The 21,023-nt window shown below is 73.6% G+C and carries 18 protein-coding genes; 3 read left to right on the forward strand and 15 right to left on the reverse strand.

Translation table 11 applies throughout. The features are described 5' to 3' along the window. Window positions 1-309: 309 nt before the first annotated feature. Window positions 310-2,649 carry a glycogen debranching protein GlgX gene (glgX, locus tag AC5K6T_RS10395; RefSeq protein ID WP_493207811.1) on the reverse strand — a complete coding sequence of 780 codons (2,340 nt, stop codon included), beginning with the start codon at window positions 2,647-2,649 and terminating at the stop codon, window positions 310-312. Window positions 2,650-3,344: 695 nt separating this feature from the next. Between glgX and AC5K6T_RS10400 the strand changes: the two genes are divergently transcribed. Together AC5K6T_RS10400 and AC5K6T_RS10405 are read left to right on the forward strand one after the other, a co-directional pair. Beyond that, window positions 3,345-4,592: a DUF5919 domain-containing protein gene (locus AC5K6T_RS10400; protein WP_493207813.1), complete on the forward strand. Its 1,248-nt coding sequence runs from the start codon at window positions 3,345-3,347 to the stop codon at window positions 4,590-4,592. Window positions 4,593-4,701: 109 nt separating this feature from the next. Then, window positions 4,702-5,424 carry a 3'-5' exonuclease gene (locus tag AC5K6T_RS10405; RefSeq protein ID WP_493207815.1) on the forward strand — a complete coding sequence of 241 codons (723 nt, stop codon included), beginning with the start codon at window positions 4,702-4,704 and terminating at the stop codon, window positions 5,422-5,424. 307 nt (window positions 5,425-5,731) lie between these two features. Here AC5K6T_RS10405 and AC5K6T_RS10410 read toward each other — a convergent pair whose 3' ends face one another. Together AC5K6T_RS10410 and AC5K6T_RS10415 are read right to left on the reverse strand one after the other, a co-directional pair. After that, window positions 5,732-6,595 carry a phosphotransferase enzyme family protein gene (locus AC5K6T_RS10410; RefSeq protein WP_493207817.1) on the reverse strand — a complete coding sequence of 288 codons (864 nt, stop codon included), beginning with the start codon at window positions 6,593-6,595 and terminating at the stop codon, window positions 5,732-5,734. Window positions 6,596-6,973: 378 nt separating this feature from the next. Then, window positions 6,974-9,214, reverse strand: a complete 2,241-nt coding sequence (locus AC5K6T_RS10415; protein WP_493207819.1) for an MMPL family transporter — start codon at window positions 9,212-9,214, stop codon at window positions 6,974-6,976. Between the two features lie 451 nt (window positions 9,215-9,665). Here AC5K6T_RS10415 and AC5K6T_RS10420 point away from each other — a divergent pair, with 451 nt between their 5' ends. Next, window positions 9,666-10,214 carry a DUF1697 domain-containing protein gene (locus AC5K6T_RS10420; RefSeq protein WP_493207821.1) on the forward strand — a complete coding sequence of 183 codons (549 nt, stop codon included), beginning with the start codon at window positions 9,666-9,668 and terminating at the stop codon, window positions 10,212-10,214. Window positions 10,215-10,270: 56 nt separating this feature from the next. Here AC5K6T_RS10420 and AC5K6T_RS10425 read toward each other — a convergent pair whose 3' ends face one another. The 12 genes from AC5K6T_RS10425 to AC5K6T_RS10480 form a co-directional block, all read right to left on the reverse strand. Then, window positions 10,271-11,056, reverse strand: coding sequence for a sirohydrochlorin chelatase (locus AC5K6T_RS10425; protein WP_493207823.1), 786 nt, complete (start codon window positions 11,054-11,056; stop codon window positions 10,271-10,273). Window positions 11,057-11,062: 6 nt separating this feature from the next. Further along, window positions 11,063-12,067, reverse strand: coding sequence for an ABC transporter permease (locus AC5K6T_RS10430; protein ID WP_493207825.1), 1,005 nt, complete (start codon window positions 12,065-12,067; stop codon window positions 11,063-11,065). Further along, the gene (locus tag AC5K6T_RS10435; RefSeq protein WP_493207827.1) at window positions 12,054-12,839 is read right to left on the reverse strand and encodes an ABC transporter ATP-binding protein; all 786 of its coding nucleotides are present in this window, start codon (window positions 12,837-12,839) and stop codon (window positions 12,054-12,056) included. The genes AC5K6T_RS10430 and AC5K6T_RS10435 overlap by 14 nt, the downstream gene beginning before the upstream one ends. A 52-nt stretch (window positions 12,840-12,891) precedes the next feature. After that, window positions 12,892-14,001 (reverse strand): aliphatic sulfonate ABC transporter substrate-binding protein, encoded by a 1,110-nt coding sequence (locus AC5K6T_RS10440; RefSeq protein ID WP_493207829.1) that lies wholly within the window; start codon window positions 13,999-14,001, stop codon window positions 12,892-12,894. Window positions 14,002-14,314: 313 nt separating this feature from the next. Then, window positions 14,315-15,649 (reverse strand): sulfate adenylyltransferase subunit 1, encoded by a 1,335-nt coding sequence (locus AC5K6T_RS10445; RefSeq protein ID WP_493207831.1) that lies wholly within the window; start codon window positions 15,647-15,649, stop codon window positions 14,315-14,317. A 2-nt stretch (window positions 15,650-15,651) separates the two neighbouring features. Beyond that, the gene (gene cysD / locus AC5K6T_RS10450; RefSeq protein WP_493207833.1) at window positions 15,652-16,587 is read right to left on the reverse strand and encodes a sulfate adenylyltransferase subunit CysD; all 936 of its coding nucleotides are present in this window, start codon (window positions 16,585-16,587) and stop codon (window positions 15,652-15,654) included. Then, window positions 16,584-17,120 carry an adenylyl-sulfate kinase gene (gene cysC, locus AC5K6T_RS10455; RefSeq protein WP_493207835.1) on the reverse strand — a complete coding sequence of 179 codons (537 nt, stop codon included), beginning with the start codon at window positions 17,118-17,120 and terminating at the stop codon, window positions 16,584-16,586. Before cysC ends, cysD begins: the two co-directional genes overlap by 4 nt. A 113-nt stretch (window positions 17,121-17,233) precedes the next feature. Next, window positions 17,234-17,944, reverse strand: a complete 711-nt coding sequence (locus AC5K6T_RS10460) for a phosphoadenylyl-sulfate reductase (RefSeq protein ID WP_493207837.1) — start codon at window positions 17,942-17,944, stop codon at window positions 17,234-17,236. Further along, a complete protein-coding gene (locus AC5K6T_RS10465) occupies window positions 17,941-18,120 on the reverse strand; it encodes a hypothetical protein (RefSeq protein WP_493207839.1) in 180 nt (59 codons plus the stop codon). The genes AC5K6T_RS10460 and AC5K6T_RS10465 overlap by 4 nt, the downstream gene beginning before the upstream one ends. Beyond that, on the reverse strand, window positions 18,117-19,814 hold the full coding sequence (locus AC5K6T_RS10470) for a nitrite/sulfite reductase (protein ID WP_493207841.1): 1,698 nt from the start codon (window positions 19,812-19,814) through the stop codon (window positions 18,117-18,119). Before AC5K6T_RS10470 ends, AC5K6T_RS10465 begins: the two co-directional genes overlap by 4 nt. Before the next feature lie 190 nt (window positions 19,815-20,004). Beyond that, window positions 20,005-20,088, reverse strand: a complete 84-nt coding sequence (locus tag AC5K6T_RS10475; protein ID WP_316248393.1) for a putative leader peptide — start codon at window positions 20,086-20,088, stop codon at window positions 20,005-20,007. A gap of 127 nt (window positions 20,089-20,215) precedes the next feature. Then, a complete protein-coding gene (locus AC5K6T_RS10480; RefSeq protein ID WP_493207843.1) occupies window positions 20,216-20,788 on the reverse strand; it encodes a GNAT family N-acetyltransferase in 573 nt (190 codons plus the stop codon). Window positions 20,789-21,023 lie beyond the last annotated feature (235 nt).

The following is a 21,023-nucleotide window of genomic DNA, read 5'->3' on the forward strand; positions in this document are numbered from 1 at the left end:
GGACGCCCCTGAGCCGGGGGAGGCCTCCCGTGGGGCCCTGAGCCGTCGGGCACGGCCCGGAACCTCCGCGGGCGGTCCGCGGCGCGCCGGGCGGCCACCGGGCCGGGCGGTCCGCCCCGCGGTCCCCGGCGCCGCAGGCCGGCCGCCCTGCCCGGAACGGCCGTACCGGCCCGGCCGGCGCAGGCCGGGCCCCGGTCGCCGCCGTGCCGCCCGCGGGAGGCGGCCGGGGACCCGGGCCCCTCCCGCGGGCCGGGCGCCCGGGCTTCCCGCGGGCCCGGGCTCCCGGCCCGCAGGGGCCCGTGACCTCGACTACGCCGGCCGCTGGAGCACCGTCATGCTGCGGTCCGGGAGCCTCAGCCGCTCTCCGGCCGCGACCTTCGGGCCGGTGCCCGGCGGGACGCCGTCCTCCCGGGCGGTGTCGACGACGACCTGCCACTGCCGCCCGTGGTCGACCGGCACCACGAACTCCAGCTCCTTCGGCGAGGCGTTGAACATCAGCAGGAAGGAGTCGTCGCCGATGCGCTCCCCCCGCATGCCCGGTTCGGAGATGGCGTTGCCGTTGAGGAACACGGTCAGCGCCGACGCCCGCGTGGAGTTCCAGTCGCGCTGGGTCATCTCGGCACCCTCGGGCGTGAACCAGGCGATGTCCGAGAGGTCGTCGTGGGTGCCTTCCACCGGACGGCCGTGGAAGAAGCGGCGGCGCCGGAAGACGGGATGGTCCTTGCGCAGCCACACCATCGCCCGCGTGAACTCGAACAGCGCCCGTGCCGGCGCCGGCGTCGGCCCCGTCTCGCCGGCCCGGGCGTCCGCCTCCCCGCCGTCCGCCTCCCCGGCTCTTGCTCCGGTCCCTGCTCCGGCCCCTGCTCCGGTCCCTGCTCCGGTCCCTGCTCCGGCCCCTGCTCCGGTCCCTGCTCCGGTCCCTGCCCCGGTCCCGTCCCCGCGCTCCGCACCGGCCGCGCCCGGCGCACCGCCCGCGCCCTCCGCACCGTCCTCGTCCCCGGGGCCCGGCCAGCGCACCCAGGCCAGTTCGCTGTCCTGGCAGTAGGCGTTGTTGTTGCCGCGCTGGGTACGGGCGAACTCGTCGCCGTGGCTGATCATCGGCACGCCCTGGGACAGCATCAGCGTCGCGATGAAGTTGCGCATCTGCCGGGCGCGCAGCCGCAGCACGTCCGGGTCGTCGGTGTCGCCCTCGGCGCCGCAGTTCCAGGACCGGTTGTGGCTCTCGCCGTCCCGGTTGCCCTCGCCGTTGGCGTCGTTGTGCTTGTGGTCGTAGGCCACCAGGTCGTGCAGGGTGAACCCGTCGTGGCAGGTGACGAAGTTGATGGAGGCCAGTGGCCGGCGCCCGTCGTCCTGGTACAGGTCGGAGGATCCGGTCAGCCGGGAGGCGAACTCGGCGAGTGTGCGCGGCTCGCCCCGCCACAGGTCGCGGACGGTGTCGCGGTACTTGCCGTTCCACTCGGTCCACAGCGGCGGGAAGTTGCCCACCTGGTAGCCGCCCTCGCCGACGTCCCACGGCTCGGCGATCAGCTTCACCTGCGAGACCACCGGGTCCTGCTGCACCAGGTCGAAGAACGACGACAGCCGGTCCACCTCGTGGAACTGCCGTGCCAGCGTGGCGGCCAGATCGAAGCGGAACCCGTCGACATGCATCTCGGTGACCCAGTAGCGCAGCGAGTCCATGATCAGTTGCAGGACGTGCGGGGACCGCATGAGCAGCGAGTTGCCGGTCCCGGTGGTGTCCATGTAGTAGCGCCTGTCGGCGGTGAGCCGGTAGTACGACCGGTTGTCCAGGCCCCGGAAGGACAGGGTCGGGCCGAGGTGGTTGCCCTCGGCGGTGTGGTTGTAGACGACGTCGAGGATGACCTCGATGCCGGCCTCGTGCAGGGCGCGCACCGCCGACTTGAACTCCAGCACCTGCTGCCCGCGGTCGCCCCAGGAGGCGTACGCGTTGTGCGGGGCGAAGAAGCCGATGGTGTTGTAGCCCCAGTAGTTGTTGAGACCCATGTCGACCAGCCGGTGGTCGTTCACGAACTGGTGTACGGGCATCAGCTCCAGGGCCGTCACACCCAGTTCGGTCAGGTGCTCGATGACCGCCGGGTGTGCCAGGGCCGCGTAGGTGCCGCGCAGTTCCTCCGGCAGCCCCGGGTGCCGCATGGTGAGGCCCTTGACGTGGGCCTCGTAGATCACCGTGTGGTGGTACTCGGTCCGCGGCCGCCGGTCGTCGCCCCAGTCGAAGTAGGGGTTGACCACGACGGACGACATGGTGTGCGGGGCCGAGTCCAGGTCGTTGCGCCGTTCGGGTGCGTCGAAGTGGTAGCCGTAGACCTCCTCGCCCCACTGGATCGCACCGCTGACCGCCTTCGCGTACGGGTCGAGCAGCAGCTTCGCCGAGTTGCAGCGCTGCCCTCGCTCCGGGGCGTACGGACCGTGCACCCTGAATCCGTACCGTTGCCCCGGCATCACGCCCGGCAGGTACGCGTGCCGGACGAACGCGTCACTCTCCCGTAGCTCCACCGCCGTCTCCGAGCCGTCGTCGTGCAGCAGACACAGCTCTACTCGGTCCGCGGCCTCCGTGAAGACCGCGAAGTTCGTGCCGGCGCCGTCGTACGTGGCGCCGAGGGGATACGCCTGTCCAGGCCAGACCTGCATGGAACGACTCTTCCAGGTGTGCCGTGCCGGTGGGGTGCCTTGGCTCCGAGTCTCCCCCGAAAGTGAGGGAACCACCCGGGACGGGGCGGACTCCGCCCGGTCCCGGCCCGTTCGGGTCCGTGCCGGGGCCGGAACCGGCGCTGCGACCGGCAGGTCCGCGGCGAGCCGGTGAGCCGTCCCGGCCGCAGCACGGGGGGTGCACAGGCGGGTGGCCGGGGGCGCGGGCCCGCACGCCGGGAGCGCATGCCTCGCGCGTGCGCCGCCCCACGGGTGCCGCGCCCCCGCTCCGGTGCGGCACCCGTACGGCGGCGGGCGGGGACCGGGCGCCCCGGGCGCACCGCCGGGCGCGCCGCGCCGCCGGCGCCGGCGACCGGGACGGCCCGCAGCGGGGCCGGGGGCCGGGCGGCAGCGCCGCGGGGCGCCGCGGGGCGCCGCGGTCCTGTGGAGGCGACGTGGTCCCGCGGGGGGTGCCGCGCCCCTGCGGGGCGGGGCGCGGGGGTGCCGCGCCCGGCGCCCGGCACGCCGCACCATGAATCCGCTCACTCCCGGTGAGCGCCCGTGACGGAACGCCCTGCAGGGGCCGCGCAGTTGGGAAATGACCCGCTCCATCCGGCTGCACCGCGGACCACTCCCGGAGTACGCTTCCTTGATCGTTGGGACGGGGAGAGCTCGGGGGAGCGGAAGGCGGTGCGCGGGTGGGCTCGGGAGGGCTGGAGCTGCCCCCTGGTGACGAGGGTCACGAGGGAGACTCCACTGACGTCCCGCCCGGCACGGTGTCGCTGGCCCGTCCCATGGAGACGGGTGCCATCGGGCCGGAGCTGGAGTGGGACGCCGAGGCCTGGCGCGAGGTGCGTACCCGCGCCCAGCGGGCCGGACGCGCCTACATCTGGCTGAACCTGGTCGAACAGCGGCTGCGCGCGGTCGTCGCCGCCGTGCTCCGCCCCGTCTACGAACCCGTCCACGGCGACGACTGGGTGGTCGCCGCCGCCGGTCCGGCCGGACAGGAGTGGGTGCAGCGCGCGGTCGCCGTCCGCGAGGTCAGCCGCCGCAAGGGCTACCTGCTCGACCCCGCCGACGACAACGTGCTCAGCTTCCTCACCCTGCCCCAGCTGCGCGAGCTGATCGTGCAGCACTGGCCGTGCTTCGAGCCGTACCTGGACGACCGCCGGGACGTCGAACTCGCGCTGGACGAACTGGAGGTGACCCGCAACGTCGTCTCCCGCAACCGCGCCCTGTCCGAGGCGGTCCTCAACCAGGCCGAACGAGCCTCCGCCCGGCTGCTGGAGGCGCTCGGCGCGGGCGGGGACGTGCCCTCCGCGCGCCGGCTGCCCGTGGACGCCGTGGAGGAACTCGTCGGCGACCGGTACGCGGACGTGGTCGCGGTGCACCCCGACCGGGTGCGGCTGCTGCGGCAGTTCCCCGCCGAGGACATCTTCGGCGGCGCGCGCCGCCTGGACGCCGTCGGCATCGGCCTGAACCTGCTGGTGCAGAACTTCTCCGGGCGCCGCCTGGTCCGGCTGGCCGAGGCCGGCTGCCGGGTGCGGCTGCTGTTCCTCAACCCCGCCTCCAGCGCGGTCAAGCGGCGGGAGCGGGAGCTGGGCCTCAAACGGGGCGAACTGGCCCGCGCCGTCGAGATGAACATCCTGCACATGCGCCGGGTGCGGGCCCGGCTGCGCGACCCCGGCGCCTTCGAGATCCAGGTGTACGACGAGACCCCCCGGTTCACCGCCTACCTGGTGGACGGCGACGCCTCCGACGGCATAGCGGTCGTCCAGTCCTATCTGCGCCGGTCGCGGGGGATGGAGGCGCCGGTGCTGGTGCTGCGGGCCGGCGGGCGGCTGGTCAAGGCGGGCCAGGAGCACCACGCGGACGACGCCGGGCTCCTCCCCACCTACCGGGAGGAGTTCGACACGGCCTGGGCCGATGCGCGGCCTGTGTCGTGAAAGATCCGTCGAACGGGGTGCGCCCGCCCCGGACCGCCCCGGACTGTCAGTGGTCCGTGCGAAGGTGGGAACCACCGGGGGAGAGCACCACCAAGGAGGGGGACCGCCCATGGTCTGGCACCGCGAGCTGCTGATCGGCTTCGACCTGGAGACGACCGGCACCGACCCGCGCGAGGCGCGCATCGTCACGGGCGCCGTGACGGAGGTCAGAGGCGGCCGGCTGCTGGGCCGCCGGGAGTGGCTGGCCGACCCCGGCGTGGAGATCCCGCCGGACGCGGTGGCGGTGCACGGCATCACCACCGAGCGCGCGGCGGCCGAGGGCCGCCCCGCCGACCAGGTCGCCGACGCCATCGCCGACGTCCTGACCGGGTACTGGAGCACCGGCGTCCCGGTGGTGGCGTACAACGCCACGTTCGACCTGAGCCTGCTCTCCGCCGAACTGCACCGGCACAACCTGCCGTCCCTGCGTGAGCGCCTCGGCGGCGCGGAGCCCGCACCGGTCGTCGACCCGTACACGGTCGACCGCTGGGCCGACCGCTACCGCCGCGGCAAGCGCAACCTCGAAGCGGTCTGCGCCGAGTACGGAGTACCGCTCGACTCGGCGCACAACGCCTTCGCCGACGCCTTCGCCGCTGCCCGGCTCGCCTGCGCGATAGCCGAACGGCACCCGAAGGTCGCCGCGCTGACCGCTGCGGAGTTGCACCTCCACCAGATCGGCTGGTACGCGGAGTGGGCCGCCGACCTCCAGCGCTTCCTGCGCCGCAAGGGCGACACCGACGCGGTCGTCGACGGCACCTGGCCGGTGCGCGAGCCGGTGAGCGAGACCGTCTGACCCGCTGCGGCCCGGCCCGGGGCACATCCTCGTACCGCCGGACGCCGGACGCCGGACGCCTGGACGCCGGACACCCGGACGCCCGGACGCCCGACGCCCGGGCGGCCGCGGATCACGCCGGGAGCCGTCGACCGGGCGGCCCCGCGCGGGAGGCGGAGAGGGCCGGCACGCCGGACGTCGGCTGCGGTGGGCACGGGTCCGGCGCGGCGGGCACGGGTCCGGCGCGGCGGGCGGGCCGGCGCACCACCGGGCCCCGCTCGGCGCGGGGCGGGGCCGGGGCACGGCCGGGGGCGTGTGCCGGGGCGGTTCAGAACGAGTGCCAGCGCACCGACGCGTCGCCGTCGCGCAGGGAGGCTACCCGGCGCGAGAACTCGGCCAGCGCCTTCGGCCCGTTCGGCGTGTGCTGGGCCACCCAGGCGCAGCTCGCCGTCTCCCGCGCACCCCGCAGCACCGCGCACCCTTCCCAGTCCCGTACGTCCCAGCCGTACGCGTCGGTGAACGCGGCGTAGGACCCGGCCGTGAGGCCGTACCGGTCCCGCGAGAGCGCCATGACCACCAGGTCGTGCTCGCGCAGGTCGGCGGAGAAGGTCTCCAGGTCGACCAGGACCGGACCGTCCGGGACGACCTGCACGTTGCGCGGCAGCGCGTCCCCGTGGATCGGGCCGGGCGGCAGATGCGGGGTGAGCGCGGCCACGGCCTCAGCGAAGGCGTCCCTCCGGGCGCGCAGATACGCGGCGTCCGCCGGGTCGATCGTGTCCCCGGCCAGCCGCAGCCAGCGCTCCACCCCCGACAGCAGATCGCGGCGGGGCAGCGCGAACGAGGGCGCGGGCAGCGCGTGCACCCGACTCAGCAGCGCCGCCAGGTCCTCGGGCCCGGCCGGCCGCACCGGCTCCGGCAGCCGCTGCCACACCGTCACCGGGTGCCCCTCGACCAGCCGCGCCTCGTCCGAGGCCGCCCGGACGGCCGGCACCGAGGCCTCGGCCAGCCACGCCGCCACCCGCAGCTCCCGGCGCGCCCGGTCCAGCAGGGCGGCCTCCCGGCCCACCTTCACCACCAGATCCCCGGCGGCGAACACGGCGTTCTCGCCGAGGGCCAGCAGACGCGCCCGGCCGGGCGCCCCCGGCAGCACCGCCGCCGCGGCCAGTACGTCCCGCGCCCGCGCCTCGTCCATCGGTCCGTCCGCCTTCCCGCCCGGAGAGCCCCGCCCGCCGCCCCGGGGGACCGCCCAGGAGCCCGGGACCGAGTCGCCCGGGGTGCCCGGGGGCCCGCCCAGTCTCCCATCCGCCGCGACCCGGCCCGTGCGCACCCGGCCGCCGCACCCGTGCGCGTGCCCGCCGGATCCGGCGTCAGCGGGCCCCCGGTCCGCGTACGGCGAGATCCCGCCGGCCCCCGGGAGGAGGCCGGCGGGACCCGGACCGCGACCGGACGTCAGCCCCCGGGAACATCAGCTCTCCGGAACGTCAGCCCACCGGAACGCCGGCCCTGCGGGGAAGGACCGCTCCTTCACGGAACGTCAGACCCGCACGGGAGGCCGGACCCGCACGGACCGTCAGACCTTCACGGCCTCGTGCGCGGGGCCGTCCGGCGTCCCGGCCGGCTCCGGCACATCGTCGTGCGAGAGGTCCGGCAGCCGGTTCATCCACCGCGGCCGATACCAGTTGCGCTCGCCGAGCAGGGCCATCACCGCCGGCAGCAGAACCCCGCGGATGACGGTCGCGTCGATGAGCACCGCGGCCGCGAGACCCACGCCCATCTGCTTCATCGACTGCATCGACAAGGTGCCGAAGATCGCGAACACGGCGACCATGATGACGGCGGCGCTGGTGACGACGCCCGCCGTGGTGACGACCCCGTGGGTGATCGCCTCGGTGGTGCTCCGGCCGCGCAGCCGGGCCTCGCGGATCCGCGAGACCACGAACACGTGGTAGTCCATCGACACGCCGAAGAGGATCACGAACAGGAACAGCGGCAGCCAGCTGATGATGGCGCCGACGCCCTCGGCGCCCACCAGCGAGGCGCCCCAGCCGTGCTGGAAGACCGCCACGAGAATGCCGTAGGCGGCGCCCACCGACAGCAGGTTGAGCACGATCGAGGTGATCGCGACGGTCAGCGAGCGGAACGACAGCAGCATCAGCAGGGAGGCGAAGACCACCACGAAGGCGAAGACCGGGACGACCGAGCCGACCAGCTGGTCGTTGAAGTCGCTGGACCCGGCGACCTGTCCGGTGATCGGCGCCTGCACCCCGTCGACCCGGCCCAGGGTCGCCGGCCGCACCTCGTCGCGCAGCGTGTCCAGGCTCTCGCCCGCCTTGTCCAGGTCGGAGCCGCCCACCAGCGGGACGTAGACGAACGCCAGGTTCTGCGCGTCGTGCAGCTCGATCTCGACCGGTCCGCGGGAGGCACCCGAACTGACCGCCCGCGCACGGAAGTCGGCGAGCGCCGCCGTCACCTCCGGCGCGTCGATGTCGTCGGCCTTGACCACGACCTCGGCCGGGTCCGAGCCGCCGGGGAAGGCCTCGTTGACGCGCTGGTAGGTCTGCACGATGGGCAGCGAGTCGCCGAACTCCTGCTCCAGGGTCAGGTTCTGGGTCTTCATGCCGACGGCGGGCGCGGCGACGGCCAGCAGCGCACCGGTCGCCACCGCCACCGACAGCACCGGCCTGGCCAGCACACCCTTCAGCACGGCCGTCCAGAAGCGGCTCTCGCCACCGCCGGACCCGCTGCGCCGCAGGAACGGGATGCGGCCCTTCTCCACCCGCTCACCCAGCAGCGACAGCAGCGCGGGCAGCACGGTGACGGAGCCGATCATGGCGACCGCGACGGCCATCAGCGAGGCCAGGCCCATCGCCTCGAACTCGGCGAGCCCGGTGAACAGCATGCCCGCCATGGCCACGCACACGGTGACGCCGGAGACCACGATGGCCCGGCCGCTGGTGGCGGCGGCGATCCGCAGCGCGGTCTGCGGGTCCCGGCCGGCCGCCCGCTCCTCGCGCTCGCGGCGCAGATAGAACAGGCAGTAGTCGACGCCGACCGCCAGACCGACCAGCAGCATCACGGAGCTCGCGCTGTCCCCCATCGGCTGCACATGGCTCGCCAGCCCCATCAGGCCCATCGTGGCCATGATCGCGGTGACCGCCAGCGCCACCGGCAGCAGTGCGGCCACCAGGGCGCCGAAGGCGATGAGCAGGATGCCGAGCGCCACCGGCACCGCGGAGTACTCCGCCTGCTGGAAGTCGTCGCCGAACGCGTCGTCGAACGTCTTGCGCATGCTGGCGCCGCCGATCTCCTCGATCCGCAGCGACTCGTGCTCCCGCTGGACCTTCTCGACCGCGTTCAGCACCGGCTCCACGCGCTCGCCCGCGGTGTCGGACGCCCCGCGGATGTCGAACTGCACCAGGGCGCTGCGGCCGTCCTCCGAGATCGTCCGCGTGTCGTACGGGGAGCGCACGTCGGTGACCTCGCCGGTGCCCTCGACGGCCTTCATCACGGCGTCCACGGCGGCCCGGAACTCCGCGTCCCCGGCCGAGACCGACCCGTCCTTCGCCTGGACCAGCACGGTCTCGCCGGCCGGCTCCTCGATGCCGGCGTCCTCGATGATCTTCGCGGCGGTGTGCGTCTCGCCCTTCAGCTGGTCGCTGTCCTTGACCTCGACCATGCCGGCCGCCGAGCCGAGCACCATCGCCAGGACGACGAACGCCACCCAGATGCCCACGGCCGCCCATCGATGGCGGGCGCTCCAGCCGCCGGCCCGCGCGGCCAGGCCGCGCACTCTTGTCTCTCCGTTCGCCATGACGGGCTCGCCCCCCTGGTGAGCGGTGGCGGCCCGCTGCCGTCACCTCACGTGTCGAAGGTAAGCGCGGCATAAGCGCCTCTCGTCGTGCTGTCCGGTGAAACCGGGCGGCCCGGTTCATCCGTACGGAGGCCGGAAAGCTCCCCTTCACGGAGGAGGGTGCCCCTTACACCGGTGCGGGCGGTTCGGGGGAGGTGATCAGGGTGCAGACATCCGGTTTGTGATCGGGAAGACCTGTTGAACGCGTCACAGCTGCGTGGAGGTGTTGATCCACGCCGTCCCGTCCGCCAGAGTTTCGCGCAGTCTCCCGAGCCCGCGAGCAGGGGAGACACCGCAACGCGGCCACCGTGCCCGCCCCCACGGGGCACGGCGGCCGCCCAGCGCCCCGGACCCCGGCACGAACCCCGGCACGAACCCCGGTACGACCCCGGCACCGTCTTAGGGTGTGTCCATGACGATGTATGCGGCCCTGCTGCGCGGGATCAACGTGGGCGGCGGCAGAAAAGTCCCGATGGCCGAACTGCGCACCCTCATGGAGGGCCTCGGCCTCGACGGAGTGCGCACCCACCTCCAGAGCGGTCAGGCCGTGTTCTCCACCGGCCGCGGCGACGAGGACGCTCTCGCCGCCGACCTGGCCGCCGCGATCGCCGCGCACTTCGGGTTCGACGTGGACGTCGTCGTGCGCGACCACGCCTACCTGCGGGCCGTCGCCGACGACTGCCCCTTCCCGGCCGCCGGCCTGGAGCCCCGGCAGCTGCACGTCACCTACTTCTCGGGCCCCGTCACCGAGGAGCGGTTCGCCGAACTCGACCGTGCCGCCTACCTCCCCGAGGAGTTCCGCCTGGGCGACCGCGTGCTGTACCTGTACGCGCCGGACGGCCTCGGCCGCTCCCGGCTGGCCGGGGACCTCGCCAAGCCCCGGCTGACCAGAGGCCTGATCGCGACGAGCCGCAACTGGAACACCGTACGGAAACTGGTCGAGCTGACCGCGGAGACCTGACCGGGCCGGGCCGGAGCCGCCGACGGCTCCGGCCCGCCCTGCCGAGGGCCGGCCCCTCAGGCGCTGCGCCGCAGGTCCCCCGGCCCCGGGCGCCCTTCCACGACGTCCCGGGGGGCCCGGCCGTGGTGGGCGAGGACCGCGTCGTGGCGTTCCAGCACCAGCCGCGCGACCTCCGGCGCCGGGCCCAGCACCCGGGCCAGCACGTCCGCCCCGGCCGCGCCCCGGGCGATACGGTCCGGCAGGAAGCCCGGCGCCAGGACGTACGGCGCCACCGCCACCCGGGCACAGCCCCCGTCCCTCAGTTCGCGCACCGCGTCCTCGGTGCGCGGCAGGGACGCGGAGGCGAACGCGGGCCGCACGGCGCACCAGCCGGTGCGCCGCCACTCCCGCGCGATTGCTGCGATCACCGCGCTCGCCTCCGGGTCGGTGGACCCCGCCGAGGCCAGGACGACCCCGGTCGAGGACTTGTCGGCGGGCGTCAGGCCCGCCTCGTACAGGCGGCGTTCCAGGGCCGCCAGCAGCAGCGGCGACGGGCCGAGGACGTCCGCCAGATGGATCCGCAGCCCGCGCGGCGCCTCCCGCAGCACCGCGGGAATGTCCGCCTTGGCGTGGAAGGCGCGGGTCAGCAGCAGCGGCAGGGCCACCACGTCGCGCACCCCCTCCGCCGCGAGCGACTCCAGCAGCCCGTGCACGGACGGGATGTTGAAGTCGAGGAACCCCGTCTCCACGCGCAGCCCGGGGCGCGCCGAGCGCACCCGCTCCACGAGGGCGTGCACGGTCGCGGCGTGCCGCGGGTCGCGGCTGCCGTGGGCGACGACCAGCAGGACCGGCTGACGGGACATGGCGTCTCAGCTCCTCACCAGCAGCCCGCGGCCGCGCAGCACCGCCCGCTCCAGCGGGCTGAAGATCAGCAGGTCGATCGCGATGCCGACGACCAGGATCAGCAGGATCGCGAGGAACACCATCGGCATGGAGCTGGCGTTGCGCCCGTTCTCCAGCAACTGTCCCAGCCCCACTCCCAGTTCCGGCGAGGAGGCGATGATCTCGGCGGCCATCAGGGAGCGCCAGGAGAACGCCCAGCCCTGCTTCAGGCCGGCCAGGTAGCCGGGCAGCGCGGCCGGCATCACGACGTGCCGGGCTCCCCTGAGGCCGGTGGCGCCCATGGTGCGGCCCGCCCGCAGGAACAGCGGCGGCACCTGGTCGATGCCGGACACCAGCCCGTTGGCGACGGAGGGGACCGCGCCGAGCAGGATGACCGCGTACATCATCGAGTTGTCCAGGCCCAGCCACAGCACGGCCGGCGGCACCCAGGCCACCGACGGCAGCGACTGCAGCCCGGACAGGATCGGGCCGATCGCGGCGCGTACGAACTTCACCCGGGCGACCAGCAGCCCCAGCGGGGTGCCGATCGCCAGCGCCAGCAGGAAGCCCAGCAGACCGCGCGAGACGCTGGTCCAGATGTAGCCGAGGAGGGTGCCCTCCAGCCAGGCCCGCTCCACCTCGCCCCACACCTCGCCCGGCGAGGGCAGCTTCGTCGGGTCGTCGACGATCTCCAGCGAGACCAGCGCCTGCCATACGGCCAGCACCAGCACCACCGCCACGAACGGCGGGAGGATCTTGTCGACGAAGGTACGGCGGAACGGGGTCCGCGCGGCGGCAGGGGACTCCAGCGCGTCCAGCCCGGCCTCCAGGCCGTCGAGCCCCGCGGCGTCCCTGCCGGGGGACTCCGCGGCGCCCTGGGCGGGGGAGCCCGCGGCGTCCGGGGCCGGACCGTCCGCGCCGTCCCGGGCGGAGGCGTCCGCGGCGTCCCGGGCGGAGGCGTCCGCGGCGCCGGTCGTCTCAGTGCTTGCCATGGCGGCGGATCTCCCCACGCAGTACTTCGGTGATCTCCAGGGACAGCTCCGCCACCGGAGCGTCCTCGATGCGGCGCGGCTGCGGGATGTCCACCCGCCACTCGCGGGCGATCCGGCCGGGCTTGGACGACAGCAGCACCACGCGCTCGGCCAGCCGTACCGCCTCCCGCACGTTGTGCGTCACGAACAGCACGGACAGGCCCGTCTCGGTCCAGATCCGGGTCAGCTCGTCGTGCAGCACGTCCCGGGTGATGGCGTCGAGCGCGGCGAACGGCTCGTCCATCAGCAGCAGCCGGCTGTCCTGCGCGAGGGCGCGGGCCAGGGCCACGCGCTGGCGCATCCCGCCGGACAGTTCGTGCACCCGCTTGCCGTAGGCGCCCTGGAGCCGGACCAGTTCCAGCAGCTCCTCGGCGCGGCCGCGGCGGGCCGCCTTGGCGACGCCCCGCAGCTTGAGGGCGAGTTCGATGTTCTTGCCCGCGGTCAGCCACGGGAAGAGGGCGTGTTCCTGGAACATCAGCGCGGGCCGCCCGTCGGTGACGATCCGGCCGGCCGACGGCCGGTCGAGGCCCGCCACCAGGTTGAGCAGCGTGGACTTGCCGCAGCCGGAGGCCCCCAGGAGGGTGACGAACTCGCCGGGCGCGACGTCGAGGGTGATGTCGTCGAGGACGAGCTGCGGTCCGGCGGGGCCGGTGAAGGACTTCGAGACGTGCTCGACACGTGCGGCGTACTGGACCGACTGCGCGGCCTCGGCCTGGGCGATCGCGGTGGCCATGGTCGTCACCTCCTGGGGACTGAAGCGGGTCTGCGGGGTTGCTGCGCGCCGGCTACCGGGCGCCGAGTCCGGCGTCGTCGACGGTGTCCGCGCCCGCGGCCCTGAGGACCCGGTTCAGCGGCCTCAGGTCGTAGATGCCGTCCAGCCGGGGGTCCTGGAGCAGGCCCGCCGACACGGCGTGCTCCGCCTGGGTGGTGAGGGTCTTCGCCAGCGGGTCGTCGGTGAACGTGATCGACTCCCACGCAGGGTCGAGGATCTCGGCGGGCAGCTCCTTGCCGGAGTCGGTGCCGAGCTGGGCGTTGGCCGCGGCCTTCGCCTCGCCGGGATGCGCGTTGATCCACGCGTTGGTCTCGACCGACGCGGCCAGCACCGCCTCCACGGCCTGCGGGTGCTCGGTGAGGAACTTCTGCGACACGACGACGTTCGTGATCACGAACTTCCGGTCGGGCCACAGGTCCGCCTCGTCCAGCAGCACCTTCGCGCCCTGGGCGACGAGCCTGGACGCGGTGGGCTCGGGGACCCAGGCGCCGTCGATCGAGCCCGACCGGTAGGCGTCCGGGGTCACCTTGTTGTCGGTGCGGACCACGAGGACGTCGCCCTTGCCGCTCTCCGCGTCGACCGTCCAGCCCTGCCGGGCGATCCAGTCCAGCAGCGCCACGTCCTGGGTGTTGCCCAGCTGCGGGGTCGCGATCCGCTTGCCCCTGACGTCCTGCACGGAGCGGATCCGGTCCGGGTCGACCACCAGCTTCACCCCGCCGGACGCCGAGCCCGACACGATCCGCAGGTTGCCGCCCCTGGCACGGGTGTAGCCGTTGACCGCGGGGGAGGGGCCGATCCAGCCGATGTCGACCGCGCCGGAGTTGAGCGCCTCGATCTCGGACGGCCCGGCGTTGAAGACCTGGTACCTCGCCTCCGTGCCGCCGAGCGCCTTCTGGAAGAAGCCCTGCTGCCTGCCGACCAGCGCGGTCGCGTGGGTCAGGTTGCCGAAGTAGCCGATCCGTACGGAGTCGAGGCCGTCGGTCTTCTCGGCGCCGGCGGCGATCCGCTGGCGCGCCGGGACGGCGTCCTTGGCCTGGGAGCCGTAGCCGCAGGCGGCGAGGGCGAGCAGGGGCAGTGCGGCGGCGACCGCGAGGGTACGGCGGAGGGCGGGACTGGCTGGCACGGGAGGTGTTCCTCTCGCTGGCCCGGCGGTCACGGCCCGTCAGGGCGTGGCCGGGGGGTCGGAAGGTCTTCGTCGGGCAGGGGGGAGGCGGCCGCGCATGCGGTGCGGGCCGGTCAGCGCGCACATCGCGCCACTCCGCCCTGACCTCTTCCGACGTGCGTGCGGGCGGTGCCGTGTCCGCTGCCGCGGACCTCCCCGCCGGATCCGCCGGATGCAGAGGACCGGCCGGACGGGGCGTACGCGGCGGGCCCGTCCGGTCCGGTCGGTCCGGCCGGTCCGGTCGGCGCGGTGCGGCTGTGGGCGGCGTCCATGGTCAGAAGTCCCATCCGTCGTCCTCGGGGTGGTCCTTGACCGGCTCCGGGGAGGCGAAGGACTCGCCGACCATGCCCGCGGTGAGCGTGGTGCCGTCGGCCGGGTCGATCAGGATGAACGAGCCGGTGCGGCGGGAGTCGGCGTAGGAGTCGACGGGCAGCGGCTCCGCGGTGCGGATCTTCACCCGGCCGATGTCGTTGGCGGCGAGCTGCCCGGGGTGCGGGTGCAGGGACAGGTCGTCGAGGGTGAGCCGGGACGGGATGTCCTTCACGACCGCCTTGACCGTGCGGGTGCCGTGCTTGATGAGCACCCGGTGTCCGACGGTGAGCGGCTGGTCGGCGACGTGGCAGACGGTGGCCTCCACGTCCTGGGTGGTCGCGGGCGCGTCCTTGGCCGGCACGATCAGGTCGCCGCGCGAGACGTCGACGTCGTCGGCGAGGCGCAGGGTCACCGACTGGGCGGTCCACGCCACCTCGACCGGCTCGCCGAGCAGGTCGATGCCGGCGATCTTCGTGGTGCGGCCGTACGGCAGCACGGTGACCTCCTCGCCGACCCGGAACGTGCCGGCGGCGATCTGGCCCGCGTAGCCGCGGTAGTCGGGGTGCTCCGCGGTCTGCGGACGGATCACGTACTGCACGGGCAGCCGCGCGTGGCAGTGCGCCAGGTCGTGGCTGACGGGCACGGTCTCCAGGTGCTCCAGGACGGTGGGGCCGCCGTACCAGTCCATGTGGGCGGACGGCTCCACCACGTTGTCGCCCTCCAGCGCCGAGATGGGGATCGCGGTGACCTCGGGGACGCCGAGTTCGGTGGCGTACGCGGTGAACTCCTCGGCGATCTGGGCGAAGACGGGCTCCCGGTAGCCCACCAGGTCCATCTTGTTGACCGCGAGGACGACGTGCGGGACACGCAGCAGCGCCGCGATCGCGGCGTGCCGGCGGGTCTGCTCGACGACGCCGTTGCGAGCGTCCACGAGGATCACCGTCAGCTCGGCGGTGGAGGCGCCGGTGACCATGTTGCGGGTGTACTGCACATGGCCGGGGGTGTCGGCGAGGATGAACCGGCGCCGCGGTGTGGCGAAGTAGCGGTAGGCCACGTCGATGGTGATGCCCTGCTCCCGCTCGGCACGCAGCCCGTCGGTGAGCAGCGCCAGGTCGGGGGCCTCCTGCCCGCGGCTGAGGGAGGCGCGCTCCACCGCCTCCAGCTGGTCCGTGAGGACCGACTTGGAGTCGTGCAGCAGCCGTCCCACCAGGGTGGACTTGCCGTCGTCGACGGAGCCGGCGGTGGCGAACCGCAGCAGGGTGGTGGCCGAGAGCTGCTCGGTCGTGGTGGTGCTCATGGCTAGAAGTACCCCTCGCGCTTGCGGTCTTCCATCGCGGCTTCGGAGAGCTTGTCGTCGGCGCGGGTCGCGCCGCGCTCGGTCAGCCGCGAGGCGGCGATCTCGGTGATCACGGCGTCCAGCGTGGTCGCGTCGGAGTCGACGGCGCCGGTGCAGGACATGTCGCCGACGGTGCGGTAGCGGACCAGCCGCTTCTCCACACTCTCGCCGTCCTTCGGGCCGCCCCAGGCGCCGGCGGTGAGCCACATGCCGCTGCGGCGGAACACCTCGCGCTCGTGTGCGAAGTAGATCTGCGGCAGTTCGATGTCCTCGCGGGCGATGTACTGCCACACGTCCAGCTCGGTCCAGTTGGACAGCGGGAACACCCGCACGTGCTCGCCGGGGGCGTGCCGGCCGTTGTACAGGTTCCACAGCTCGGGGCGCTGGCGGCGCGGGTCCCACTGGGAGAACTCGTCGCGCAGGGAGAACACACGCTCCTTGGCGCGGGCCTTCTCCTCGTCGCGGCGGCCGCCGCCGAAGACCGCGTCGAACCGCTCCGCCTGGATCTTCTCGGTCAGCGGCAGCGTCTGCAGCGGGTTGCGGGTGCCGTCCGGGCGTTCCTTGAGGACGCCGCGGTCGATGTAGTCCTGCACGGACGCCACGTGCAGGCGAAGGCCGTGCCGGGCGACCGCGCGGTCCCGGTAGTCGAGCACCTCGGGGAAGTTGTGCCCGGTGTCGACGTGCAGCAGCGCGAACGGCACCGCGGCCGGGGCGAACGCCTTCAGCGCCAGGTGCAGCATGACGATGGAGTCCTTGCCGCCGGAGAACAGGATCACCGGGTTCTCGAACTCGCCCGCCACCTCGCGGAAGATGTGCACCGCCTCGGACTCCAGGGCGTCCAGGTGGGAGAGGGCGTAGGGGGTGCCGGTGCCCTCGTCGATCGTGGCAGCGGTGGTCATGCCAGGCCCCTTTCACTGAGCAGGGCGTACACCGACGCCGCGGATTCCTGCACGGTCTGGTGCTGCGACTCGATCCGCAGATCGGGCTTCTCGGGCTCTTCGTAGGGGTCGTCCACGCCGGTCAGGCCGGTGAGTTCGCCGGCGGCCTGCCTGGCGTAGAGGCCCTTCACGTCGCGGTCGGAGCACACCTCGACGGGGGTGGCCACGTGGATCTCGACGTACGGGGTGGTCTGCGCGTCGTGCCGCGCGCGTACGGCGTCGCGGCTGTCGGCGTAGGGCGCGATGACCGGGACGAGGGCGAGGACGCCGTTGCGGGCGAGGAGTTCGGCGACGAACCCGATGCGCTGCACGTTGGTGTGGCGGTCCTCGCGGGTGAAGCCGAGGCCGGCGGAGAGGAAGGTGCGGATCTCGTCGCCGTCGAGGACCTCGACACGGCGGCCGTCCTCGCGCAGCCGGGTGGCGAGCGCGTGGGCGATCGTGGTCTTGCCGGCGCTCGGCAGACCCGTGAGCCAGACGGTGGCTCCGGTCGTCACGTGATTCTCCAGGGGGTCATGGGGGGTGTGGGGGGCCGGGGGGACCCGGTGGCCCCGGGGGACCTGAGGGGCCTGAGGGGGCTCGACGGTGGTCCCGGCGGGTCCGGGCGCGGTCATCCGTGCAGTCCGCACTCGGTCTTGGCGCGGCCCGCCCAGCGGCCGGCGCGGGCGTCCTCGCCCGCCCCGACCCGGCGGGTGCAGGGGGCGCAGCCGATGGAGGGGTAGCCGTCCGCCAGCAGCGGGTTGGTCAGCACCCCGTGCTCGGCGACGTAGGCGTCGACGTCGTCCTGCGTCCAGCGGGCGATCGGCGAGACCTTCACCTTCTGCCGCCGGCCGTCCCAGCCGACGACCGGGGTGCCGGCCCGGGTGGGCGACTCCTCGCGGCGCAGGCCCGTGGCCCACGCCAGGTAGCCGGCCAGGCCCTCCTCCAGCGGCCGCACCTTGCGCAGCAGGCAGCACAGGTCCGGGTCGCGCTCGTGCAGCCGCGGACCGTACTGCGCGTCCTGCTCGGCCACCGACTGCCGCGGCGTGAGCGTGAGCACCCGCACGTCCATCACGGCCCCGACCGCGTCCCGGGTGCCGATGGTCTCCTCGAAGTGGTAGCCGGTGTCGAGGAACACCACGTCCACCCCGGGCATCACCCGCGACGCCAGATGCGCCACCACCGCGTCCTCCATCGAGGACGTCACACAGAACCGCTCCCCGAAGGTGTCCGCCGCCCACCGCAGGATCTCCGGCGCGGAGGCGTCCTCCAGCTCCCGGCCCGCCCGCTCGGCCAGCGCCTTCAGCTCGTCTGCGGCGAGTTCGTGCCGAGGTGCCGTCATGATGCTTCCCCTCCGGTCGGGTTCGGCGTGAGTCCGCGGGCGAGCAGGCCCAGGAACTTCAGCTGGAAGGCGCGGTTGCAGGCTCCGCATTCCCAGGCGCCGTGGCCCTGTTCGCCGGGGCGCAGGTCCTCGTCGCCGCAGTAGGGGCAGTAGAAGGGGGCGGCACGTCCGCTCATGACAGGGCCTCCTCGGAGGCGCGGGCGGCCCAGGCGGCGAACCGCTCGCCGTCCGCGCGGTCGGCCTGGAACCGCTTGAGCACCCGCTCGACGTAGTCGGGCAGTTCCTCGGAGGTGACCTTCAGGCCGCGCACCTTGCGGCCGAAGCCGGCCTGCAGGCCGAGCGCGCCGCCGAGGTGCACCTGGAAGCCCTCGACCTGCCGGCCCTGGTCGTCGAGGACCAGCTGGCCCTTGAGGCCGATGTCGGCGACCTGGATGCGGGCGCAGGCGTTGGGGCAGCCGTTGATGTTGATGGTGACCGGTTCGTCGAAGTCCGGGATGCGCCGCTCCAGTTCGTCGATGAGCGAGGCGCCGCGGGCCTTGGTCTCGACGATGGCGAGCTTGCAGTACTCGATGCCGGTGCAGGCCATGGTGCCGCGCCGGAACACCGAGGGCCGGGCGGTGAGGTCGAGCGCCTCCAGTGCCTCGACGAGCGAGTCGACCCGGGTCTCCTCGACGTCCAGGACGATCATCTTCTGCTCGACCGTGGTGCGGACCCGGCCGGAGCCGTGGGCCTCCGCCAGGTCGGCGATCTTGGTGAGGGTGGTGCCGTCGACGCGGCCGACGCGCGGGGCGAAGCCGACGTAGAAGCGGCCGTCCTTCTGCCGGTGCACACCCACGTGGTCGCGCCAGCGGGCGACCGGCTGGTCGGGGGCGGGCCCGTCGGTGAGCCGGCGCCCGAGGTACTCGTCCTCCAGCACCCGGCGGAACCTCTCCGCGCCCCAGTCGGCGACGAGGAACTTCAGCCGGGCCCGGGTGCGCAGGCGCCGGTAGCCGTAGTCGCGGAAGATCGAGATGACGCCCTCGTAGACGTCCGGCACCTCGGCCAGCGGCACCCAGGCACCGAGCCGGACGCCGATCTTGGGATTGGTGGAGAGACCGCCGCCGACCCACACGTCGAAGCCCGGACCGTGCTCGGGGTGCTCCACGCCCACGAACGCGATGTCGTTGATCTCGTGCGCCACGTCCAGCAGCGGCGAGCCGGAGATCGCCGACTTGAACTTCCGCGGCAGGTTGGAGAAGGCCTTGTCGCCGACGATCCGGCGCTGGATCTCCTCGATGGCCGGGGTGCCGTCGATGATCTCGTCCTCGGCGATGCCCGCGACCGGGGAGCCGAGGACCACGCGGGGGGTGTCACCGCAGGCCTCGGTGGTGGACAGGCCGACGGCCTCCAGGCGGTTCCAGATCTCGGGCACGTCCTCGATCCGGATCCAGTGGTACTGGACGTTCTGCCGGTCGGTGAGGTCGGCGGTGCCCCGCGCGAACTCCTGCGAGATCTCCCCGATCACCCGGAGCTGTCCGGTGGTGAGCCGGCCGCCGTCGATGCGGACGCGCAGCATGAAGTACCGGTCCTCCAGCTCCTCGGGCTCCAGGACCGCCGTCCTGCCGCCGTCGATGCCGGGCTTGCGCTGGGTGTACAGGCCCCACCAGCGCATCCGGCCGCGCAGGTCGTTCGGGTCGATCGAGTCGAAACCGCGCTTGGCGTAGATCGTCTCAATGCGTGTCCGCACATTGAGACCGTCGTCGTCCTTCTTGAGCTGCTCGTTGCCGTTGAGCGGGGTGTGGTGTCCCGCGGCCCACTGCCCCTCACCGCGGTGACGGCTCACCTTGCGGCGGGAGGTCGCGGCGGCGGGGTTCTGCGGGGTGGCGGCCATGGTGGATACGTCCTTCGGGACCGGTGGAGGGGAGCGGGCGCGCGGCACCGCCGGGGCGAGAAGGTGGTCGAGTGCCTGGCAGAGGGCTCTGACCTGCGCAGACATATGCTCACCGGCATGCGTGCGCGTCGTCGCGCGAAGGGGGTGAGCGGGCGGGTGGAGAAGGCCGGACGCCGGGGCGCCGGTGCTGTCAGCCCGCGGGACAGATGGCGCTGGACATGCGGCCGAGGTCGACGTGTCGCCGACTCACCAAGGCAATTCCAGTTCCAGGCATGGCGGAAGCGTGTCACGGCGTTCTGGACACAGTCCAGCTTCGTCCAAAATGTGGACACCCTTGTCCCGGAATGCGGGACAAGGGTGTCGTCGGTCACATCGCGGACAGGCGGGTCCGCCGGTGCGGGTCAGGAGGCGTGGGCGCCGGGCCAGGGGCCGGGCGTGGCCTGCACGCGCTCCTCCTCGACCCTGGTGTCGAACAGCTTGAACCCCCGGCGCAGGTAGTTGTCCATCGCGAACTCGCCGTCCTTGCTGCAGGTGTGCAGCCACACCCGCTTCGTCGGGGTCCGCCGGGGCCAGCGCTCGGCCAGGTCCCAGGCGCGGGCGGTGCCGTACGACAGCAGGTGGCCGCCGATGCGCCGGCCGCGGAACGCCGGGATCAGTCCGAAGTACTCGATCTCCACGACCCCCTCGTCGTGCGCCGAGAGCTCCACGTAGCCGGCCGGGGTGCCCTGCTCGTAGGCCACCCAGGTCTCGGTGCCCGGCCGCTGGAGGTGCTCCTGCCAGCGCGCGTACGTCCAGCCGAGCCGGTCGGTCCACAGGATGTCGCCGCCGACGGACGCGTACAGGAACCGGCTGAACTCCGGCGAGGGCACCGCGGCGCGCACGATGCGCACGTCCCCCTCCGGCGCGGCGGCCGGCAGGAGGTCGGTGGGCGCGGTCTGCTCCAGGGACCAGGTGGTCACGGCGATGTGAGTCATGCCCGTCAGGGAATCATCCCGTCCGAAGATCTGTCGATCGGGTCCGGGATGCGGGCGTCGGCGCGGCCCCCTGCGGTCTGGTGCGGTCTGGTGCGGCGTGGTGCCGCCCGGTGCAGCTCGGTGCTGCCCGGTACCGTCCGGTGGCGGGGGCCGGGCGGGGGCCGGGCGGGGGCCGGGCGGGGGCCGGGCGGGAGTGCGGGCCCGGGGCCGCGTGGGGTCGCGGGGCGGTGCGCCC

The organism is Streptomyces sp. B8-7, assembly GCF_058833805.1.